This is a genomic window from Kitasatospora sp. NPDC098663, assembly GCF_044760075.1.
In the GTDB taxonomy this organism is placed as follows: Bacteria; Actinomycetota; Actinomycetes; order Streptomycetales; family Streptomycetaceae; genus Kitasatospora.
The window spans coordinates 1-19766 of sequence record NZ_JBIWAP010000003.1; the positions used below are offsets into that span (position 1 = coordinate 1).

Below are 19766 nucleotides of genomic sequence, written 5' to 3' on the forward strand. Positions count from 1 at the left end.
CCGGATCCTGGCCGACTTGGATCTGAAACCGCACAAGGTCCGCGGCTGGCTCACCCGCCGCGACACCCCCGACTTCTGGGAACGCGTCAGGGACATCTGCGCGTTGTACCGCAACCCGCCCGCAGGGGCGATCGTGCTGTCGATCGACGAGAAGACCGCGATCCAGGCCCGCGAGCGCCGCCACCCCTCCCAGCCCGCCAGACCGGGCCGGGCCGCCCGCCGCGAGTTCGAGTACCGCCGCCACGGCACCGCCTCGATCGTCGCCGCGCTCGACGTCACCACCGGGCAGACCCTGACCGAGACCATCCGGCGCAACGACGCCGCGACCTTCACCGCCTTCCTGGGCCGGCTCGACCGGCTCATGCCCCGCGACAAGGACATCCACGTGGTCCTCGACAACGGCTCCTCCCACACCGCCAAGCACACCAAGGCCTGGCTCGCCGCCCACCCGCGCTGGCACGTTTGCTGGACCCCGCCGCACGCCTCCTGGCTCAACCAGGTCGAACTCGTCTTCTCCGCGCTGACCCGCGCCGTCCTGCGGCACGGCGACTTCACCAGCCGGGACGATCTGATCGAGAAAATGGACGCCTGGATGATCCACCGCAACGAACATGCCCGCCCGTTCCACTGGACCTACCAGGGCACTCCACTCAAGGAATGGGCCTGACCCCTCCACGAACTTGCGCGGAGCAGCACTAGACAGGCCGTGCGTGAACGGACAACCTGCCCGGGCCGGTTGTCGCACAGGTCACAGTGGTGTCGATCAACGACGCTGCGTGGTGGATCAGTTGGGACGGATCAGCGGAGCCGTCGGGCTGCCGAACGACGAATCGACGAATCGACGGGCCACGGGTCCACGGGTCCACGGGTCAAGCGAGCCAGCTGTCGACCTGGCTCTCGGCCTCCGGCGCCCAGGCGAGTTCCAGGTGGTTGAGGCCGGTGAGCAGCCGGGTGCCGCCGATCGTCGCGATGCCGGTGGTGTCCAGGGCGCTCGCGGTGAACACGATGCCGTCGCTGGGCCCCCGGTTCTCGTTGAGCACGCCCGGGATGTCGGTGGATCCGCCCGCGAGCAGGTAGGTGCGCACCGGCGCCGGGACGCCTGCCTGTTGCAGCGGCGCGATCAGCGAACCGGCGTCGATCGCCGCCTGGATGCCCTGGCCGGAGGTGTAGAAGCCCTGGCCGCCGTAGTAGGTGGTCCACCAGTCCTGGGCGGTGCCGTCCACCCCGTACCGGCCGTCCCAGCGGGCGAGCAGCTGGCGCTGGCCCGGGTAGCAGTCGTAGCCGCCGGTGGGCAGCACGCCGAGGCAGGGCTGCGCCGTGTACGTGCCGTAGCAGGTCATGTAGAGGTGCGGGGACGGCGCGTTGGCGGTGCCGCCGCAGGCCGGCCAGCTCACGAGGTCGAACGACCAGCCGTGCGCGTACACGTAGTCGAGCCCGCCGTTCGGGCCCCCGAGGGTGATCAGGCGGCGCACGTCGCCCGCGTAGGCCCGCCCCCAGGACGGGCGCACCGAGGACACGTACGCCCGGGCGGCGACCTCGCCCTTGCTCCAGGCCACCACGTCCACCTGGGGGACGCCGAGGCGGGCCCGGATCAGCGCGACGGCATCGCCGACGGCCTGCGCCTGGAGCAGGTTGTCGCCCTGCTTGTGGGCGAAGCCGATGGCGAACACCCGGTGGCCGGTGCCGGCGAGGTACTGGGCGAGGCCGGTGGACGGACAGGCGGAGGCACCGCAGGTGCCGCTCTCCCCCGGGTTGGCCCAGGCGCGGTCGGCGTTGTCGTTGGCGCCGTGGACCAGCAGCACGGGGGTCGGCCGGCTGCCGGTGTCCCAGCCGGTCGCCGAGTACAGCAGGAAGCGGCTGGAGGAGGGCTGGCCGGTGCCGCCGAAGTACGTCCGGCGGGCGCCGTCCTGGTCGCCGCGGCCGTCGGCCGGGTACTGCTCGGTGCGGAAGCCGGGGGTGGTGTCGAGGTAGCGCTCGACCCTGGCCCAGCCGTTGCCGGGGGCGGGGAAGGCGGCTTCGAGGGTGAGCGGGGCGGTGGCCGCCGGGACGGTGGTCCGGACGGTGGCGGTCCGGGCGGCGGTGGCCTGGGCGGGAGTAGGGGTGCCCAGGAGCAGCGCGGCGAGGGTGAGCAGGAGGGCGGACAGCGTCGTGGGGGTGCGTCCGACGGCGGTGGGGGTGTGCCGCACGGGCGTGGGGGTGCGTCTCATGGGGGTGGACGGTAGGACCGGCCGTCGGCGGGCGCCCAGGTGCCGGTCGCACACCCCGCAGGCCCGCGCGGTGGCGGCCGGTGCCGTGGCGCACCGTCCACGGGTGCGCCCGCCCGGCTCACCGGGTCGGATAAATTGGAGGTCCGACATCTTCCGCGGTGCACAAGACCGCCGTGCACGGCCCCACAGGAACGAGGTACCGCCCCACCATGACCGCGCCCCTGCCCGCCTTCGCCGGCCGCACCTACCTCTTCCGGGCCGACAACGGCGCGGCCTTCCGCAACACCTACTCGGCCGACGGCAGGCGGCTGCGCTGGGAGGGCCTCGGCGAGTCGGCGGGCCAGTGGGAGGACGTGCGGCTGCACGTCGCCGAGGTGGCGCCGGAGATCTACTTCATCAGCTGGACCGAGGAGAGCGGGATCACCGTCAGCCACGTGATGGACCTCGGCCGGCTGACGGTACGCGCCTTCTGGACGTACGAGGGCGAGGGCGGCCGGGTCGGCGAGCTGCACACCGGGACGCTGGAGCGGGTGGCCTGAGCCTCGCCGCTCCCGCGCCCCTCGCTGTCCGTCGCTGTCCGTCGGCTTGCTCAGGCCGTCTGAGCAGACTGCCTGCTCGGACGGTCTACTCAGGCGGTCTACTCAGGCCGGCCACTCAGACGACTCGCTCGGGCAACCTGCTCAGGCGGTCTGGTTCGGGACCTTGAGGTGCTGGGACAGCCACTCCAGCGAGGACGGCAGCAGCGCGCTCCAGGTCTCGAAGTTGTGGCCGCCGTTCTCCAACATGCTGTAGGAGGCCTTCATCGGGGACTGCACGGCGTCGACGAAGGCCTCGGTGTCGCGCCGGTAGTCGCCGTCGCCCTTCTTGGTGCCGGCCAGCAGCACGGACACCTTGGGCTGCGGCAGGTTCTTCAACCGCCACATCAGGTTGGCCTCGTCGCGACGCTGCTTGCTGCCACCGAACAGGTCCCCCGTGGTCGGGTCGTCGGCGGCGTCGTAGTAGGCGGAGAGCGCGACGGCGGTCGGGAAGACGTCCGGGTGGCGCATGGCCAGCTTGAGGGCGCAGTAGCCACCGGTCGAGTTGCCCATGAAGGCCCAGGCCTGCGGGTCGGAGGAGACCCGGAAGCTCGCCTGGATCGCTGAGGGCACGTCCTTGGTGAAGTACGTGTCGGACTGCGCGCCGCCCGGGATGTCCTCGCACTCGGTGTCCTGCGGCAGGGCCGGCGAGGGGCGCATCAGCACCATGACGGTCGGCTGCATCTTGCCGTCCTGGAGCAACTTGAGCGCTGCGCCCGGGTAGTTGAACCGGGTGATCAGGTTCTCGGCGATCCCGGGAAAGCCGGTGCTGACGATCACCGCCGGGAACTGCCGCTGCGCGTACTCCGGTTGGAAGTACTGCGGCGGCAGGAAGACGTACCCCTCGGTGGACAGGCGGCTGGCCGCGCCGTCGATCCTCACCTTGCGGATCTCGCCCGACTGGCTGGGCTCGCGGCCCATCGCGCCGCCGCCCTTGACGGAGGCGTGGCCGATCGTCTCCACCAGCAGCCGACCGGACGCGTCCGCCTTGTTGTGGATCACCACCGGGCCGGTGTCACCGGTGCCCAGCAGGTCGTCCCAACTGCTGTAGAAGGCGAAGTAGTTGTTCGCCACCAGGCCGAGCGCAGCCAGCACCGCGAGCTGGGTGGCGAGCAGGGCGCCGATCCGGCCGAGCACCGCCTGCCAGGTCTGCTTGGCGAGTCTTGGCCACAGCCAGACCGTGCCGGCCGTCATCACGACGGCGATCAATACGGCCAGCGCCAACACCTTGTGGCTCGTCAGACCCATGTCCTACTTGCTCCCACGCCTCGAACTCCCCGCCCCCTCCGTCCAGGACATCCGAGGTGGTCACCCCGGTTCCCCCGCCGGGGCACGCGATCACCCACCCTAACGGGGCCGGAGAGGAGGAACGGGTGACAGATGACAGCCGACAGATAACAGATAACAGATAACAGATAACGAAATCTGTCATCTGTTATCTGTCGACTGTTCGCGGCCGGACGGGCTCAGCCCTCCCGCCCGTAGAGCCGCAGCCCCGCCGTGAGTTCGCGCATGCAGCGCGCGCCGAGCTCCTGCGGGGAGCCCGGGCCGGCCGTCGGCGCGTCCGAGGCGGCCCATTCCTCCAGCGCGACCCGGATCGCGGCCGTCGCCGCAGCGGCGGCCAGTCGGATCTCCAGCGGGTCGGCGTCCTCCGGGCAGCGCGCCGCGAGGACCGTCCGCAACCGCTCCTCGGAGTCGGCGTGGACGCGCTGCCACGTCCCGTCGAGGCGCGGGTCGCGCAGCAGGCTTCGCGTCCACTCCATCGCCTCGACCGCCTCAGCGTCGGGCGGGGTCAGCGAGGCGACCGCCGAGCGCTCCAGCGCCTCGCGCAGCGGCAGCTCGGCCGGGGCCTCGGCGAGTTGGTCGACCCAGTGGCGCCCACCGGCCGCCAGCAGTGGCGCGACGGCGTCCTCCTTGACGGAGAAGTACCGATAGAAGGTGCGCAGCGAGATGCCCGCCGCGAGGGCGATCTCCTCGGCGGTGGTCGCCTCGGCCCCGCGCTCGGCGAAGAGCGCGGCGGCGGTGCGGGCGATGTCCAGCCGGGTGGCGTCGCGGCGGCGCTGATTCAGGGTGGGGCGTCCGGTCACAGGGTCAGCGTACGCGGGCCGATGCCACTGTGGCGCGGTGCGCCGGAGTGACACTTGGAGGACTTATTGGCACGTCATGCCACAAAGGCGTACCGTGCCTCTTGAGGCCGAGAGGCCGCGAACGAACGGAGTACCACCATGGAGCGCTTCAGCGGACGGAACGTCCTGATCACCGGCGGCGGCTCTGGCATCGGCCAGGCGACCGTGCACCGTGTCCTCGCCGAGGGAGGGAAGGTCGTCGCCGTCGACGTCGACGAGGACGGCCTGAAGGCGACCCTGGACCGCGCGACCGCCGACGGCACCGCGGACCGCCTGGCCGTCCAGGTCCTGGACATCTCGGACGAGGCGGCCGTCGTCACCGGCGTCGCGGCGGCGATCACGGATCTCGGCGGGCTGGACGCCCTGGTCAACGCGGCCGGCATCCTCCGCTCCTCGCACACCCACGAGACCAGCCTGGAGTTCTGGAACAAGCTCCTCGCGGTCAACCTGACCGGCACCTTCCTGATGACCCGCGAGGCGCTCCCCGCGCTGCTCGCGGGCGGCAGGGGCGTGGTGGTCAACTTCAGCTCCACCTCGGCGAGCTTCGCCCACCCCTACATGGCCGCGTACGCCGCGACCAAGGGCGGCATCCAGTCCTTCACCCACGCCATCGCCTCCGAGTACGCGAAGCAGGGACTGCGTGCGGTCTGCGTCGCACCGGGCAGCATCGACAGTGGCATGACCCACAACCCGGGACTGCCCGCCGACGCCGACCTCAGCCTGCTCGCCAAGCTCGCCCCGGCCCTCGGCCAGGGCTTCGCGGGTCCGGAAACAGTGGCCGGGGTGATCGCGATGCTGGCCTCCGACGACGGCGCGTTCGTCACCGGCACCGAGCTCCGCATCGACGGCGGCACTCACATGTGAGCCGCCGGACGGCCGCACGACGGCGGGGCCCCGGCCACTCCCCCGGTGACGCGGGCCCCGCCATCGCGTCGCGGACGGCGGGGCCGGGCTCGTGACGACCGTCGGGCTCGTGACGACCGTCGGGCTCGCGACGGCCGCCCGGGTCAGGCGAGGCCGCCGTTGCGGGCCGCGGCGAGAACGGCGGTGGCGGCACGGTCGGCGGCGACGCCGTCCACCCGCTCGGCCGTGATCAGGACCCGGAAGTACAGCGGCGCGGCGAGGTTCTTGATGACCTCCGCCGGGTCGGTGCCGGGTGGCAGCTGCCCGCGTTCGACGGCTCGACGGACCACCGGTTCGGCCCGCCGCAGCCGGTCGTCGAAGATCCGCGCCCGCACCTCGGCCATCGCCGGGACCCGCACCGCGTCCGACAGCAGGACGGCGAGCACGGCACTGCCGGACGGTCCGGCCGCCCAGCTCGCCCTGCTCACCGCCCTCGCGCCGTACCGGCTCACGGAGGCCGACGTGGCCGCCTGGCGCGCCGTTCGGCCCGCGGCCGACGACGGGGAACTGACGCGGCTGCTCGCCTTCGGTGCGTTCGCGGCCGTCGAGCGGGTGGCGGGGTGGATCGGCGGGTAGCCGCCCGGCCGTCAGCCGCAGCCGTCAGCGCAGCGGCTTCGCCATCACGAGCTCCCGGGCGACCCCGTCGGCGAGCGGCCCGCCAGGCTCGGCGAGTGCGAGCGCGGTGAAGCCATGCCGGCGGTAGAGCGCGATCGCGGGTTCGTTGCCGGGGATCACCGCGAGGCGCAGCGTGCTGCCACCGGATGCACGGGCCCAGCGCTCGACCTCCTCCAGCAGGCGGTCGGCGACGCCCCTGCCGCGCGCCTTCGGACTGACCCACACCGAGCGCAACTCCCGTACGCCGTCGGCTCCGGGGAGGCCGTCCGCCAGGCCGACGGGAGTCGTGGCCGGACCGTCCGGACCGTCCAGCAGCGCCGCGACGTGGTGGGCGCCCGGAAGGTGCAACCGGGCGCGCCACTGTTCCTCGCCGCCGTGGTGCCAGTCCACCAGGCGGGCCTTGAAGGCGTGCGGCGCGTCGGAGAGGGCGGCGAGGCGGAGGTCGCGCCAGAGCGGCCAGTCGTCGGTCGTGAGGATGCGCAGGGTCACCATGGCCGTCACGGTAGGGCGTGGGCGGCCGGCCTTCACCGAAGTCCCGGGGTCGACCCGCGGCCGGGGTCGGGACCGGGGCGGGCCGAGCAGGGACGGTTCAGGGCGTGCGCCACTTGGTGGCGAAGGCGGCGGCCGGGTTGGCGGTGAGGAGGAGGCCGGGCAGTTCGGGCCCGAAGGTGCGGGCTAGCCGTGGGACGAGGTCGTTGAGCAGAGCGGTCGGGCCGCCGGCCCGACGGGCGGTGCGGGTGGTGGTGTCGGCGCCGAGGAGGAGCCGGGAGGCGTGGCCGGCCTCGACGAGGTCGGCGATGACGTCGAAGGCCTGGTGGTCGGCCGGGTGGCCGGCCCGGGAGGGGCTGTCCAGCGCGAAGTAGACGCCTTTCGCGGCGAGTTCGCGGTGCACCCGCACGTCCGGCAGCCGGGTGAGGTGGCCGAGGATGATCCGGTGGGGCGGTACGCCGTGTCGAGCGTGCAGCCGGTTCAGGACGAGGTGCGGGTCGGCTCGGGGTTCGAGGTGAACGGCGATCGGGGCACCGGTGGAGTGGTGCGCGTCGGCGGCCGCGGCCATCACCCGGTGGGTGTGCGCCGTGGTGGTCCCGGGGTCGCAGGCGATCTTGATCAGGCCCGCCCGGACGGCCTCGGGCGATCCGGGTGGTCCGGGCAGTCCAGGCAGTTCGGTGGCCGGTTCGGCCGTCAGCCCGGTGGTGAGTTCGGCGGTGAAGCGTTCGGCCAGCCCGTCGTACAGGGCGGGGAGCGCGTCCGGGTCGTAGTGGGCCGCCTGGTGCAGGCCGGTGGCGGCGACGACGTGGACTCCGGTCGCACGGGAGAGCTTCGCGAGGGAGTCCGCTCCGCGACCCATGCCGTACGGGGTCCACTGGACGAACGACCGCCCGCCGGCCGCCGCGAAGGCGCGCAGGACGTCCTCGGCGGCGGCCGGGTCGTCCAGTTCCTCGCCGGGGAGCAGGGGGCTGCGGATGAAGAGGTGGTCGTGGGAGTCGGTGGCGCCGAGGTCCGCGGGGTCGAGGTCGCCGAGGACGGTGCGGATCGTGGGGGTCATGCCCGGCCCGTCTCGGTCGAGCCTGCCGGGGTGGGGTCTGCGGCGGCCGGGGACGGCTCGGTCGCGGACGCCTCGGCGAAGGTTGCGGTGGCGACGCGCAGGCCGGCCAGGGCCTTGGGGACGCCGACGTAGGGGGCGAGGTGGACGATGACCTCGGTGATCTCCTCCCTGGTCAGGCCGACCCGCAGACTGTTGCGGACGTGGTCGGCGAGCTGCGGCTCCACGCCGCCGAGGGCGGTGAGCGCGGCCAGGTTGGCCACCTGCCGGTCGCGCAGGGCGAGGCCGGGGCGCTGGTAGGTGCCGCCGAAGAGGCTGGTGACGATCCAGTCGGGGAAGCCGGGCGCGAGAGCGTCCAGACCGCCGAGGGTCGCGGCGGCGACCGGGCCGGCGAGGTCGGCGAGCAGGGCGTAGCCGGCTTCGCGGTCGAGCGGCGCGGGGGTCAGGTCGGCCGGTGTCATCTGGGCGGGGGCGGGGGCCGGGACGGCGGGGGCGGTCGCGGGGGTGGTCATGGGACTGGTCATGGGAGTGGCGGAACCTTTCACCAGTGTCGGCCGCCGGGCAGCCGGTCGAGTTCGGGACAGGACAGGTGCAGCACCTGGTAGCGGATGCCCGGCACGTCGTCCGGCGCCGGGCCGCGCCAGAGGGCGAAGCGGACCAGCTCCCAGCGGCTCGGATCCACCGCGACGGCGGCGGTGTGCAGGGCGGGGTGCGTGGGGAACTCGGCGATGGCCCGCTCGACCGCCTCGGCGGGATCGTCGGACTCGGGGAGCCTGACGGTGTGGCGGGTAGCCGTGGTCGCGGGCGTGGCCACGGTCACGGTCGAGGTCGAGGTCGAGGTCGAGGTCGCCGGAGCGTCCGGCACGGCGCCGTGGGCCAGACCGGCGCCGAGCCAGTGACGGACGGACGGTCGGCCGAAGTCGGCGCTCAGGCCGCGGAAGCCCGGCCCCCAGAGGAAGCTGTTCATGCCCTCGACGGTGCGCCAGAGGTAGAACGGCGCGTACTGGTTGACGGGCGACCCGTCGCGGCCCCGCTCGCGGACCAGGTACGCCTTGAGCCCGAGGCCCGGGTGCGCGTCGAGCAGATGGCCCTTGTCGGCGACGCGCTTGCGGATGATCCCCAGGTCGTAGTCGGCGGGGAGGGTGATCTCGTACTGCATGGCGTGCACGGCGGGTCTCCTCGGTCGGATCGTCGAGCGGACATCGCTCGGTCGCGCGGTCACGCGGTCACGCGGTCAGTCGGTGGCGCGGCCGCTCAGCCGTTCGCGGCGCGGGTCAGGCGGTGCGCTGGGCGGCGAGCAGGCCGAGGGCGCCGCGTACGGCCTGCTCGAAGGGCTCGGCCCGGCCGGCCGCGCGGGCCAGGACGTAGCCGCCCTGGACGACGGCGACCACGGCGGCGGCGGTGTCGGTCGGGTCGACACCGGGGGCGAGCTCGCCCGCCACCTGGCCCTCGGCCACCAACTCGGCGATCCGGGCGCGCAGCCAGTCGAAGGTCTCCTCGACGGGGGCGCGCAGTTCGGGGTCGGCGATGACGTCCGGGTCCTGGGCCATCCGGCCGATCCGGCAGCCGCGCAGCACGTCGCGGTCGCGGCGCAGGTAGGCGGCGATGCGGTCGTACGCGCTGCCGGGGGCGGACAGGTCGGCGGCAGCGACTCCCCGCAGCTGCTCGGCACTGCGGCGCAGTGCGGCGGCGGCGAGGTCGGGCTTGCCGGCGAAGTGGTGGTACATGCTGCCCTGGCCGACGCCGGCGTGCTGCTGGATGGCCTTGGGGCTGGTGCCGACGTAGCCGCGCTCCCAGAGGAGTGCCTGGGTGCTCTCGATGAGGCGGTCCTGGGTGGTCATGCGAACCACTGTACATACCAGTAGGTACAGAAGGCCAGAGATTGGCCGGCTCGACGCGGACGCGAGGCGGGCAGACGCGGTCCGCGCCGGGGACGGCTGAGGGCCGTGCGCCGCCCCCCGGCGGCCACGGCCCCTCGCCCGCTCGCCTCCCCAGCCCCGACCGGCGGCACTCCACCGCGGCCGGTGGCGCGCGTCACATCGGGCGGGCGCTCACGGAAGCTCGCGCCTGACCACCGGGGCCACCTCGGCCGCGAACAGCTCCAACTGCTCCCGCTGCGCCCCTTCCGTCAGGGCGTCGACTCCGATCCCGACCACCTCGTTGCCGAAGGCCTCGTGATAGCGGTGGATCTTCTCGATCACCTGCTGCGGGCTTCCGACCAGGGCCGAACCGTGCTCCAACGCGTCCTCCAGCGACGTGAACGGCGACTTGTTGTGCCGGCCGGCCGCCGAACCGAACATCGCGTCCCAGTACGGACGGAAGCCCTCGACCGCGTCCTGCGAGCGCTTGGCGACGTACAGCCCGCCGAAGCTCGCGCCCACCCTGGCCTCCCTCGGATCGCGCCCGTAGTGCGCCCAGCGCTCGCGGTAGTGCTCCACCAGCGAGCGGTACTTGGCCAGCGGGTGGAAGGAGTTGGCGGAGAAGAGCGGATCACCGTAGCGGGCCGCCAGGTCGGTGGACTGGGTGCTGGTCGCGCTGCCGTGCCACACCGGGATCGGGTCCTGCAACGGGCGCGGCGCGACGGCCGCGTCCTTGAGCGGCGGGCGGGTCGAGCCCTCCCAGGTCACCCGCTCCTCGCGCCAGAGCCGGCGCAGCAGGCCGTAGTTCTCGGCGAGCGCGTCCCACTGGCGCTCCTCGGGCAGGCCGAACAGGTCGAAGTGCCGCGGGTCGTTGCCCTTGCCGATGATCAACTCGACCCTGCCTCCGGAGAGCTGGTCCAGCAGGGCGTAGTCCTCGGCGACCCGGACCGGATCCAGGATGCTCAGCACCGTCACCGTGGTGAACAGCCGGATGGTGGAGGTACGGGCCGCTATCGCGCTGAGCAGCACCGGCGGCGCCGGAGAGAGGAACGGTTCACCGTGCCGCTCCCCCACGCCGTAGCCGTCGTAACCGAGTTGCTCGGCCACGACCGCCTGGTCGATGACGTTCCAAAGCTTCTCCTGCGGGGTGCGCTGGACGCCGGTCACGGGATCGGGTCCGTTGGCGACGAGGGACGAGACGGTGAACCGCACGGCGGTCTCCTTGGGGGCGCTCGATGGGGCCTCGGCGCGACGCCCGGACCCGAGGCGCGGGCACGGCTGCCGAGGAGGGGCGGCGGCCCGTGCGGAACGCCCCGGTACGGGCTGCGCTCACGCGGGCGGCACCGGGTGGGGATCGCGGCAGAGCGGCTCTGGGGCGGCGTCAGCGCGAGGTGCAGCGGCGGCCGCGACAACAGCGGGGCGCGGCGGCCGCGGGCGCGGTCACAGTTGCGGGCGCAGTTGGGGTCGGGGTCGGGGTCGCGGGTGCGGTCACAGCCTGGACGGTCATCGCGACTCCCCCTTCGCCTCGCACGCGTACGATCCTCCGCGAGCATAAGCACCGGTCAGAAACGGGGCAAGGGCTTGATCCGCCCGCGACGACTGGCAAGATGTCCGGCATGAGCTACCTCGCCGCGGATGACCGCTATGCCTCGATGACCTACCGCAAGGCCGGCCGCAGCGGCGTTCAGCTGCCGGCCGTATCGCTCGGCCTCTGGCACAACTTCGGTGACGCCCAGCCGCTGGAGGTCCAGCGGGCGGTGCTGCGCCGCGCCTTCGACCGGGGGATCACCCACTTCGACCTCGCGAACAACTACGGCCCGCCGTACGGCAGCGCCGAGCGCAACTTCGGCTACCTGTTCGCCCAGGACTTCCGCCCGTACCGGGACGAGCTGTTCATCGCCAGCAAGGCCGGCTGGGACATGTGGCCCGGCCCGTACGGCAACGGCGGCAGCCGCAAGTACCTGCTGGCCAGCCTGGACCAGTCGCTGGGCCGGATGGGGCTGGACTACGTCGACGTCTTCTACTCCCACCGCTACGACCCGGACACCCCGCTCGAGGAGACGATGGGCGCGCTGGACAGCGCGGTGCGCTCGGGCAAGGCGCTGTACGCGGCGATCTCCAACTACCCGGCGGAGCAGCACCGGGAGGCGGTGGCGATCCTGCGCGAGCTGGGCACGCCGGTGCTGCTGAACCAGTCGGCGTACTCGATCCTCAACCGGTACGTGGAGGAGGGTGTGCTGGACGCGGTGGGCGAGACCCGGACCAGCCTCATCGCCTACTCGCCGCTCGCCCAGGGACTGCTGACCGATCGCTACCTGTCGGGTGAGGTGCCGGCCGGTTCGCGGATGTCGGTCGGGCGGTTCCTGACCGAGGAGGCGCTCAGCGGGCCGAAGCTGGAGCAGCTGCGGGCACTCAACAAGGTCGCCGAGCGACGCGGGCAGACGCTGGCGCAGCTCGCGCTGTGCTGGGTCCTGCGGGACCCGCGGGTGGTCTCGGTGATCATCGGGGCGAGCAGCGTCGCCCAGCTGGACCAGAACATCGACGCGCTCGCGGGCGGTCCGCTGACCGCGGAGGAGCTGGCGGAGATCGACCGAATCAGCCTCTGAGCGGGGAGGGGCGCGGGCCGGGGCCTGCCGCCGGAGCGGGCAAACAACTAACAGCTGACAGATTTCATCATCTGTCAGCTGTTAGTTGTCGGCAGTCAGCAGTCAGCAGTCAGCAGTCAGCAGTCAGCGGCGGATGCCCAGGGCGGGCAGTACCGTTTCTGCGACCCGGTGGGCCTCCTCCAGCAGCGGGTTGCCGGAGAGGATGAAGGTGTCGACGCCCAGCGACTCGAACTCCTGCAACCGCTCGACCACCTGGGCCGTCGACCCGACCACCGCCGTACCGGGGCCGGGACGGAACAGGCTCATTCCCGGCCAGAGGTTCGGGTAGGCCTCCAGCTCCCGGGCCCGCGCGGGCACCTTGCCGCCGTGCTGGCGGAACTGCCGCTGCCAGCCGACCCCGTCCTCCCCCTTGGCGCCGCCCAGTTGGCGGGCGTACGTGGCCTCGCTGGTGACGTCGAGCAGGCGGTCGGCGGCCGCCCAGGCCTCGTCCTCGGTGTCGCGGACGATCAGGTGCAGCCGCAGCCCGATCCGCAGGGTCCGGCCGTGGGCGGCGGCCCGCGCCCGGACCAGGTCCAGCTTCTCCTTGAGCAGGTGCGGCGGCTCGCCCCAGGTCAGGTAGACGTCCACGTGCTCGGCCGCCATCTCGATGCCGGCCGCCGAACTGCCGCCGAACCAGAGCGGGATGCCGCCGGGCTGGACCGGCGCCAGCTCCCGCAGGCTCGCGCCCGCGTTCTTCAGCTCGTAGAACTCGCCCTTGTGGTCGAAGACTTCGCCGGCGGTCAGGCGCCTGACGATCGACCAGTACTCGGCGCTCAGCCGGTAGCGGTCGTCGTGCTCGACGTCCAGCCCGTACTCGCGCAGTTGCGCGGTCGAGCCGTTGACCACGTTGAACCGCAGTCGGCCGCCGTGCATCCGGTCGAAGCTGAGCGCCATCTTCGCCAGCAGGGTGGGCGAGACCAGCCCCGGGTGGACGGCCAGCAGCGGCTTGAACGCCGGGGTGGTGGCGGCCGCGAGCGCGCTGCCGAGCGTCCACACGTCGTAGAGGTCGGTCGCGAGCAGGGCTCCGGTGTAGCCCAACCGCTCGACGCTTCCCGCCAGTTGCTGCAGGTAGCGGAGGTCCACCGGGCGACGGCCGGCCGGCTCCCACGGGTAGTGGCCCTCGCGCGGGATGATGTACCAGAGGACTTCGGAGGCCATGGTTCAGACCGCCTTGGCGAGCGCGGCGGCCACCGGGGCCTCCAGCGCGGGCAGATGGGCGTCGGCGACGGTCAGCGCCCGGTCGATGAACCCGACCCCGTGGAAGATGTCCGCGGCCTCCTGCTGCTCGGCGATGAACCCGGCGGTGGCGGGCTCCAGTTGCCACGGCAGTGCGGCCAGCGCCGCCTGCCAGTCGACGGCCGAGCCGCCCAACCGCTCCGCCGCGATCGCGGCCGCCTCGGCCGGGTGGGCGGCCACCCAGGCGTCCGCCCGACGCAGCGCGGCGGCGATCGCGGCGACCACCTCGGGGCGCTCGGTCGCGAAGTCCCGGCGGGTGAAGAACACCGAGCGGTCGGTGATGACGTCGCCGGTGCGGATCAGCTCCCGGAAGCCCCCGCTCCGGCGGGCGGCGGCCAGTTCGGCGCCCTGGGCGATCCACCCCGCGATCTCGCCGTCGCGCAGCCGCTGGGCCTGGTCCTCGCCGGCCGCCGGGCGCACCGGGGTGACGTCCTCGGCGTACGAAAGCCCCTGCGCGTGCAGGGCCTTGGCGAGCAGATGAGTCTGCCAGGATCCGATGCCCAGCACGACGGTGCCGCCCTTGAGATCCGCCACCGTCTGGACCGGGCCGCCGTCCAGCACCAGCAGGGCACCGTGGTCGGGCCGGGGTGCGGAGACCGCCGCGTACACCAGGTCGTGGCCGGCCGCCTGGGCGGTGACCGGCGGGGTCGAGCCCGTCCCGCCGAAGTCGATGGTTCCGTCGGCGAGCAGCGCACCGGTGCGGGTGCCGTCGGCGTAGTGGTGGAAGGCGCCGGTCTCGCCGAGCGGGGCCAGTTCCTCGTCCAGGTAGGGCAGTCGGGCGAGGTAGTAGAGCGAGGGGTTGCTGGCGTGGACGCCGAGGGTCACGGTCATCTGTTCAACTCCGGTGGTGCGGGCTGGCGTTCTTGAGGACGGTTCGGTGGGGCCGCTTGCGGGTCAGTGGACGCCGAGGTCGGCCAGCAGCCGGCGGCGCAGGTCGGCGAAGGCCGGGTCGGCGGGGTCGCGGGGGTGGTCGACGGCGACCGGTTCGTCGCGCACGAGCAGGCCGTCGCGCAGGACGGCGACGCGGTCGGCGAGCCGGACGGCCTCCTCCACGTCGTGGGTGACCAGCAGCACGGCGGGCCGGTGGCGGCGGACGAGGTCGCCGACCAGGTCCTGCATGCGCAGTCGGGTGAGCGCGTCCAGTGCGGCGAACGGCTCGTCGAGCAGCAGTAGTTGGGGTTCGCGGACGAGGGCCCGGGCGAGGGCGACACGCTGCGCCTCGCCGCCCGAGAGGGTGGCCGGCCAGGCGTCGGCGTGCTTGTCCAGGCCGACCTCGGCGAGCGCCTTGAGTCCGGTCTCCCGGGTGGCGGTGCCGCGCCGCAGGCCGACCGTGACGTTGGCCAACACCCGCTTGGACGGCACGAGTCGGGGCTCCTGGAAGACCACCGTACGCACCGGCGGGACGAGCACGGTGCCCTCGTCGGCCCGGTCGAGCGCGCCGAGGATGCGCAGCAGGGTGGTCTTGCCGGTGCCGCTGGCGCCCAGCAGCGCGACGAACTCGCCCCGGGCGATGGACAGATCGATGCCGTCGAGGACGGCCCGGGTGCCGAACACCCGTCGCAGGCCCCGCAGGTGGACGGCCGGAGCGGCCGTCGCGGGCGCGGAGGTGGCGGGCGCGGAGGTGGCGGAGGCGGGCGCGGAGGTGGCGGAGGCGGGCGCGGAGGTGGCGGAGGCGGCGGTGCTCATCGGGCTGCTCCCTGGACGGCCTGGCGCCACGGCATCAGGAGACGCTCCAGGCCCCGGACGACCGCGTCGGCGGTGAGGCCGAGCAACCCGTAGATCAGGATGCAGACGGCGAGGATGTCGGTGCGCGAGTAGTTCTGCGCCTGGGCCATCAAGTATCCGATCCCCTCGGTGGAGTTGATCTCCTCGGCGGCGATCAGGGCGATCACGCTGAGCGTCATCGACAGTCGCAGACCCGACAGCAGGGCGGGCAGCGCGCCGGGCAGGACGACGGTGCGCACGATGGCCCAGCGGCCGAGCCCGAAGCTGCGCATCGCCTCGACCAGCTTGCGGTCGGTGTTGCGGACGCCGCCGGAGGCGGACACGTACATCGGGAAGCTGGTGGCGACGCCGATCAGGGCGACCTTCGCGGTCTCGGTGATGCCGAACCAGACCATGAACAGCGGGACCAGCGCCAGGAACGGGACGGTGCGCAGCACCTGGATCGCGGAGTCGAGCAGTTCCTCGCCGAGCCGGGTGAATCCGGTGACCACGCCGAGCACCAGACCGGTGGTTGCGCCGAACAGCAGGCCGAGGCCGGCCCGGGTGAGAGAGACCCCGAGCGCATCGGTGAGCTGGCCGTTGCCCCACAACTCGCCGACGGCTTCGGCGACCTGGGCGGGTGAGGCGAGGACGTCCTGGGTGAGCGCGCCGGTGGCGGAGGCGAGCGCCCAGCCACCGAGCAGGGCGAGCGGGCCCAGGGTGCGCAGGATCACGGCGAGGGCGCGCGGGCGGGGACGCTGCCGCCTGGTGTGCGGGGTGACGAGTCCGGCGTCGAGGGCGGCTCGGGTCTCGTCGGTGGTGCGTTCGGGGGCGGCGGTGGTCACTTGGCACCGTCCCCGAGCTTGTTGATGTCGATCAGGTACGGCTTGACGTCCACGAGTTGCTTGGTGACCTTCTGGTCGGCGAAGAAGCGGGCGACGGTGCCGAAGCGGGCGGTGTCGGCGTCGGAGATGGCCTCCGCGGCGGCGCCCTGCCCGCTGACGTTCACCGCGATGTCCTTCTCGGCGGGGGTGACGGCGGTCGGGCCGGAGTCGGTGAAGACGTTGAGGTAGGCGGCCGGGTCCGCCTTCTCCTTGAGGCCGTTCTCGCGCAGGTAGGTGTAGAAGGTCTTGACCACCTCGGGGTGCTTGTCGGCGAAGCCGTTGCGGACGGCCCAGACGGCGTAGTTGTCGGAGCCGACCTGCTCGCCGTTGGCCAGGAAGTGCGCCCCGGCGTTGGCGATGGTGGGTGTGGAGAAGGTGTTCCAGGTCGCCCAGGCGTCCACCTGGCCGGAGTTGAAGACGCCGGCCGTCTGGTCGGCGCGCAGGTAGACCCGTTCGACCTTGTCGGCCGGGACGCCGTTCTTCTCCAGCGCCTTGAGCAGCAGGTACTCGCTGGTGCCGCCCTGGGAGACGGCGACCTTGCGGCCGACCAGGTCCTGGACGGACTTGATGGGCGAGTCGTTCTTCACCAGGATCCCCTCGCCGACGCCGTCGGGCGCGGTCTGGGCGAACAGCTTGAATCCGGGCTTCTGGGCGAGCGCGGCGACGGCCGAGGTGATCGAGCCCTGGGCGACGTCCAGTTGGTCGGCGGACAGGGCCTGTGCGGCCGGGGCGAACGGGCCCGCGCTGCCGGTCCAGGCGACCTTGGCGTGGACGGCGGCCAGGGCCTTGTCCAGCGAGCCGTCCTTCTTGCCGCGGGCGAGGAACCCGTTGTTTCCGGGGTCGGGCAGGCGGAGCACCACGTCGGCCTTGCCGCCGGCCCCGCCGTCGGCGGAGGCCTTGGCCCCGTCGGCGGACGAGCCGCAGGCGGCCAGTGCGGTGGAGGCGAGCAGCGCGGTGGCGGCGAGGGCGAGGCGGGGGGTCTTCACGGGGTCTCCAAACGAAGGACAGCTGACAAGTGACAACTTTCGAAATCTGTTATCTGAAATCTGTCTGCTGAAATATGTTAGTTGTGATCTGTCAGCCGGCGGCCGACGGCGCTCAGTCGCCCACCACGGCGCGGCGCCGTTGGCGCAGCAGCTCGTGGGCGGCGCGCAGGGGTTCCGGGTCTGCCCAACCGGGGATGTCGACCGGGGAGGCGAGGAATCCCCGGTTCCCGAGGAAACGTTCCTGCTGCGCCAGCAGCTCCAGGCGCTCCGCCGAGAGGTCCAGGTGCAGGGTGCGGTGGCTGCCCGGCGCGTACGCCCCGGCCACGCCCTCGGCGCCCGCGCCGGTCTCGGCCCGCAGGATCCGCACCACCTCCGCCGGGTGCGCGGCGGCCCAGTCTGCGGCCTCCAGCAGAACGGCGAGGAAGCGGGCGACCAGCTCCGGTTGCTCGTCCAGCAGTTGCTGGTGGACGGTGACCGGCCGGGGCGTCCCGTTGTTGACCCGGGCCCGGCGGTCCGGCACCGCGTCCAGTTCCACGGCCACCTCCGCCCCGACCCGGCGGGCCGCCTCGACGGCGAGCGCCCCCTTCACGTACACGGCGTCCACCACACCGTCCCGCAGCGCGGCCAGCTCGCCGGCCCACTGCCCGCCGCCGGGCAGGCCCGGGACGTCGACCAGTTCGGCGTCGTCCAGCGTGAGCCCGGCGAGGCCGAGGGCGCCACGAAAGCCGGCCAGGGCCATCGCCCGCCAGAAGTCGATGCCGATGCCATGATGTGGGACCGCCAGCCGCACCCCGCGCAGGTCGCCGGGGCCGGTGATGCCGCTGCCGGCCCGGACCAGGACCACCTGGCGCTCCTCGATCCAGGTGAGGCCGATCAGCCGGGTCCGCTCGCCGCGCGAACGGGCCCACAACGCCGGGACGTTGCCGCCCTCGCGGAAGAGTCCCGTGAGCGCGTGGGTGTAGTGGTGGTCAGCGGCCACCTCCGGCGGGGCGTCCTGGAGCGAGCGGACGGCGATCCCGTCGGCGGCGAACTCCCGGGCGAGCCACCCCTGGTCGGCGGCGATCCCGGTCGCGGTGGGCACCGGGCAGCGGGTGAACCAGAGGGTGTCGGGGGCACTGGGGGAAGGACTGGGCACGGGGTGTGGTCCTCTGCTGAGGGGGCGGGTTCTACGGGCGCCGGAAGGCTGCGGTTCTGGGCCCGCCGCGCGGGCCACGGGGCCCGAGGCGTCGGGGAGTTGTACGAGATGGTGAGTCGGCGTTTCCGGTGAGACCGACATGTCGGGCGAGGCCGTGATTCGCGCGAGGCGGGGAACGCCGGACGGTACGGCGCGAGGGAAGCGTCAGCGACAACACGCGCAGGAGGCGGGGCACCGGTGGATCGTCACGGCGTCGCTCCTTCCTGCGGGTCGGGGTTGCGGGTGGTACGCCGGGCGGCGGGCGTCCGGCGCGATGTGAGGAGCGTTCCACGACGATCGAGCCGGAAGCAAGGTTTTGCCACATGGTGGGATCACTTGTTCATCAACGCCATTCCATTGCAACGTCGTCGACACAATCCCGCAGCACTCGCTGCCCTACGCTGAGACTCCTCCCGGTGATCCAGCCGGATTCCCGAACCGAAACGCGAGGTGCCATGGCCGAGGCCGCCACCGCCGTCCAGGGCCCGCCGGCCGGTGCGCAGGCCGTCCAGCGTGCGCTGGGGCTGCTGCACTGCTTCCACGACAACGGCCCCGACCTGAGCGCCTCCGACCTGGCCCGCCGGATGGACCTCTCGGTCTCCACCGCGCACCGGCTGGCCCGAACGCTGGTCAGCGCCGGCTTCCTGGAACAGGACGAGCAGACCGCGCGCTACCGGCTCGGCCCGGCGGTCGCCGAACTCGGCCAACTCACCTTCCACCAGCGCGGACTGCACCTGGCCGCACCCGAGTTGGACCTGCTGTCCCGACGCACCGGTGCGACCGCGGACCTCGCGATCCGCAGCGGTCCGCACGCGGTCATCCTGGTGGGGGCCTCCGTCCGCCCGGACACCGGCCTCGGGCTGCGCCGGCCGCTGCACTCCACGGCGCTCGGCAAGGTGCTGCTGGCCTGGCCGCGCCCGGGCGAGCCGGCGGTGTCGGCGCTCGGCCCGCTGCCGTCGTTCACCGACCGGACGATCACCGAACCGGCGCTGCTGGACGAGGAGTTGGCGAAGGTCCGGAGCTCCGGGTACGCGCTCAACGACGGAGAGTCGGCCGCCGGGGTGCGGACGGTGGCCGTGCCCGTCCTGGACGGCACCGGGCAGGCCCGGTTCGCGCTGGCCGTCCGCTCGACCCCGGCGCACCTGACCGACGACCGCCTGGACTGGTTCCTGGGCCACACCCGCACCTGCGCCGACGCGCTCGCCGTCCTGCTGCTGCCGCCCGATCAGCGCGCCTGACGTCACGTCATGATGCCGCAGCGGGTGGCCCGTTCCACGAGAGCACGGGCAACCCGCCACGGCAGGACGTT

21 protein-coding genes are annotated in these 19766 nt (G+C 73.0%); 5 read left to right on the forward strand and 16 right to left on the reverse strand.

Features of this window, described 5'->3' with window-relative positions; genetic code table 11:
• Nucleotides 1–667 (forward strand): IS630 family transposase (locus tag ACIQVZ_RS03700; protein WP_402446895.1); only part of this gene is annotated, 667 nt, incomplete at its 5' end.
• Nucleotides 668–869: 202 nt separating this feature from the next.
• Here the strand turns inward: ACIQVZ_RS03700 and ACIQVZ_RS03705 are convergent.
• Nucleotides 870–2207 carry an esterase/lipase family protein gene (locus ACIQVZ_RS03705; RefSeq protein WP_402446897.1) on the reverse strand — a complete coding sequence of 446 codons (1338 nt, stop codon included), beginning with the start codon at nucleotides 2205–2207 and terminating at the stop codon, nucleotides 870–872.
• A gap of 209 nt (nucleotides 2208–2416) precedes the next feature.
• On the opposite strand from ACIQVZ_RS03705, the gene ACIQVZ_RS03710 reads away from it, so the two are divergent.
• Nucleotides 2417–2746, forward strand: a complete 330-nt coding sequence (locus tag ACIQVZ_RS03710; protein ID WP_063349998.1) for a MoaF-related domain-containing protein — start codon at nucleotides 2417–2419, stop codon at nucleotides 2744–2746.
• A gap of 141 nt (nucleotides 2747–2887) precedes the next feature.
• Here the strand turns inward: ACIQVZ_RS03710 and ACIQVZ_RS03715 are convergent, their stop codons facing one another.
• Nucleotides 2888–4030 carry an alpha/beta hydrolase-fold protein gene (locus ACIQVZ_RS03715; protein WP_350875305.1) on the reverse strand — a complete coding sequence of 381 codons (1143 nt, stop codon included), beginning with the start codon at nucleotides 4028–4030 and terminating at the stop codon, nucleotides 2888–2890.
• A gap of 218 nt (nucleotides 4031–4248) precedes the next feature.
• The gene (locus ACIQVZ_RS03720) at nucleotides 4249–4869 is read right to left on the reverse strand and encodes a TetR family transcriptional regulator (protein ID WP_402446900.1); all 621 of its coding nucleotides are present in this window, start codon (nucleotides 4867–4869) and stop codon (nucleotides 4249–4251) included.
• Nucleotides 4870–5007: 138 nt separating this feature from the next.
• On the opposite strand from ACIQVZ_RS03720, the gene ACIQVZ_RS03725 reads away from it, so the two are divergent.
• On the forward strand, nucleotides 5008–5772 hold the full coding sequence (locus ACIQVZ_RS03725) for an SDR family NAD(P)-dependent oxidoreductase (protein ID WP_402446903.1): 765 nt from the start codon (nucleotides 5008–5010) through the stop codon (nucleotides 5770–5772).
• A gap of 143 nt (nucleotides 5773–5915) precedes the next feature.
• On the opposite strand, the gene ACIQVZ_RS03730 is transcribed toward ACIQVZ_RS03725, so the two are convergent.
• The 7 genes from ACIQVZ_RS03730 to ACIQVZ_RS03760 all read right to left on the reverse strand — a co-directional run bounded on the left by ACIQVZ_RS03730 (nucleotide 5916) and on the right by ACIQVZ_RS03760 (nucleotide 11040).
• On the reverse strand, nucleotides 5916–6239 hold the full coding sequence (locus ACIQVZ_RS03730) for a TetR-like C-terminal domain-containing protein (RefSeq protein ID WP_402446905.1): 324 nt from the start codon (nucleotides 6237–6239) through the stop codon (nucleotides 5916–5918).
• Nucleotides 6240–6411: 172 nt separating this feature from the next.
• Entirely contained in the window at nucleotides 6412–6918 is a 507-nt protein-coding gene (locus tag ACIQVZ_RS03735; RefSeq protein WP_402446908.1) for a GNAT family N-acetyltransferase, read from the reverse strand.
• A gap of 97 nt (nucleotides 6919–7015) precedes the next feature.
• Complete coding sequence (locus ACIQVZ_RS03740) at nucleotides 7016–7972, reverse strand: phosphotriesterase (RefSeq protein WP_402446911.1); 957 nt, start codon at nucleotides 7970–7972, stop codon at nucleotides 7016–7018.
• Nucleotides 7969–8493: a carboxymuconolactone decarboxylase family protein gene (locus ACIQVZ_RS03745; RefSeq protein ID WP_402446913.1), complete on the reverse strand. Its 525-nt coding sequence runs from the start codon at nucleotides 8491–8493 to the stop codon at nucleotides 7969–7971. Before ACIQVZ_RS03745 ends, ACIQVZ_RS03740 begins: the two co-directional genes overlap by 4 nt.
• A gap of 17 nt (nucleotides 8494–8510) precedes the next feature.
• On the reverse strand, nucleotides 8511–9137 hold the full coding sequence (locus tag ACIQVZ_RS03750; protein WP_402446916.1) for a DUF4865 family protein: 627 nt from the start codon (nucleotides 9135–9137) through the stop codon (nucleotides 8511–8513).
• A gap of 106 nt (nucleotides 9138–9243) precedes the next feature.
• On the reverse strand, nucleotides 9244–9810 hold the full coding sequence (locus ACIQVZ_RS03755; protein ID WP_402446919.1) for a TetR/AcrR family transcriptional regulator: 567 nt from the start codon (nucleotides 9808–9810) through the stop codon (nucleotides 9244–9246).
• Between the two features lie 210 nt (nucleotides 9811–10020).
• Nucleotides 10021–11040 carry an LLM class flavin-dependent oxidoreductase gene (locus ACIQVZ_RS03760; protein WP_402446921.1) on the reverse strand — a complete coding sequence of 340 codons (1020 nt, stop codon included), beginning with the start codon at nucleotides 11038–11040 and terminating at the stop codon, nucleotides 10021–10023.
• Between the two features lie 404 nt (nucleotides 11041–11444).
• Here ACIQVZ_RS03760 and ACIQVZ_RS03765 point away from each other — a divergent pair, with 404 nt between their 5' ends.
• Nucleotides 11445–12434: an aldo/keto reductase gene (locus ACIQVZ_RS03765; protein ID WP_350875283.1), complete on the forward strand. Its 990-nt coding sequence runs from the start codon at nucleotides 11445–11447 to the stop codon at nucleotides 12432–12434.
• A gap of 123 nt (nucleotides 12435–12557) precedes the next feature.
• Here the strand turns inward: ACIQVZ_RS03765 and ACIQVZ_RS03770 are convergent, their stop codons facing one another.
• The 6 genes from ACIQVZ_RS03770 to ACIQVZ_RS03795 form a co-directional block, all read right to left on the reverse strand.
• Nucleotides 12558–13631: an LLM class flavin-dependent oxidoreductase gene (locus ACIQVZ_RS03770; RefSeq protein ID WP_402446924.1), complete on the reverse strand. Its 1074-nt coding sequence runs from the start codon at nucleotides 13629–13631 to the stop codon at nucleotides 12558–12560.
• 3 nt (nucleotides 13632–13634) lie between these two features.
• Entirely contained in the window at nucleotides 13635–14540 is a 906-nt protein-coding gene (locus tag ACIQVZ_RS03775; protein WP_402446927.1) for an ABC transporter substrate-binding protein, read from the reverse strand.
• A 63-nt stretch (nucleotides 14541–14603) separates the two neighbouring features.
• Nucleotides 14604–15395, reverse strand: a complete 792-nt coding sequence (locus ACIQVZ_RS03780; protein WP_402446930.1) for an ABC transporter ATP-binding protein — start codon at nucleotides 15393–15395, stop codon at nucleotides 14604–14606.
• Entirely contained in the window at nucleotides 15392–16258 is an 867-nt protein-coding gene (locus ACIQVZ_RS03785) for an ABC transporter permease (protein ID WP_402446933.1), read from the reverse strand. Before ACIQVZ_RS03785 ends, ACIQVZ_RS03780 begins: the two co-directional genes overlap by 4 nt.
• Nucleotides 16255–17283, reverse strand: coding sequence for an NrtA/SsuA/CpmA family ABC transporter substrate-binding protein (locus tag ACIQVZ_RS03790; RefSeq protein ID WP_402446936.1), 1029 nt, complete (start codon nucleotides 17281–17283; stop codon nucleotides 16255–16257). Before ACIQVZ_RS03790 ends, ACIQVZ_RS03785 begins: the two co-directional genes overlap by 4 nt.
• Nucleotides 17284–17395: 112 nt before the next feature.
• Complete coding sequence (locus ACIQVZ_RS03795) at nucleotides 17396–18418, reverse strand: ABC transporter substrate-binding protein (RefSeq protein ID WP_402446939.1); 1023 nt, start codon at nucleotides 18416–18418, stop codon at nucleotides 17396–17398.
• A 494-nt stretch (nucleotides 18419–18912) separates the two neighbouring features.
• Here ACIQVZ_RS03795 and ACIQVZ_RS03800 point away from each other — a divergent pair, with 494 nt between their 5' ends.
• The gene (locus ACIQVZ_RS03800; RefSeq protein ID WP_402446941.1) at nucleotides 18913–19695 is read left to right on the forward strand and encodes an IclR family transcriptional regulator; all 783 of its coding nucleotides are present in this window, start codon (nucleotides 18913–18915) and stop codon (nucleotides 19693–19695) included.
• Nucleotides 19696–19766 lie beyond the last annotated feature (71 nt).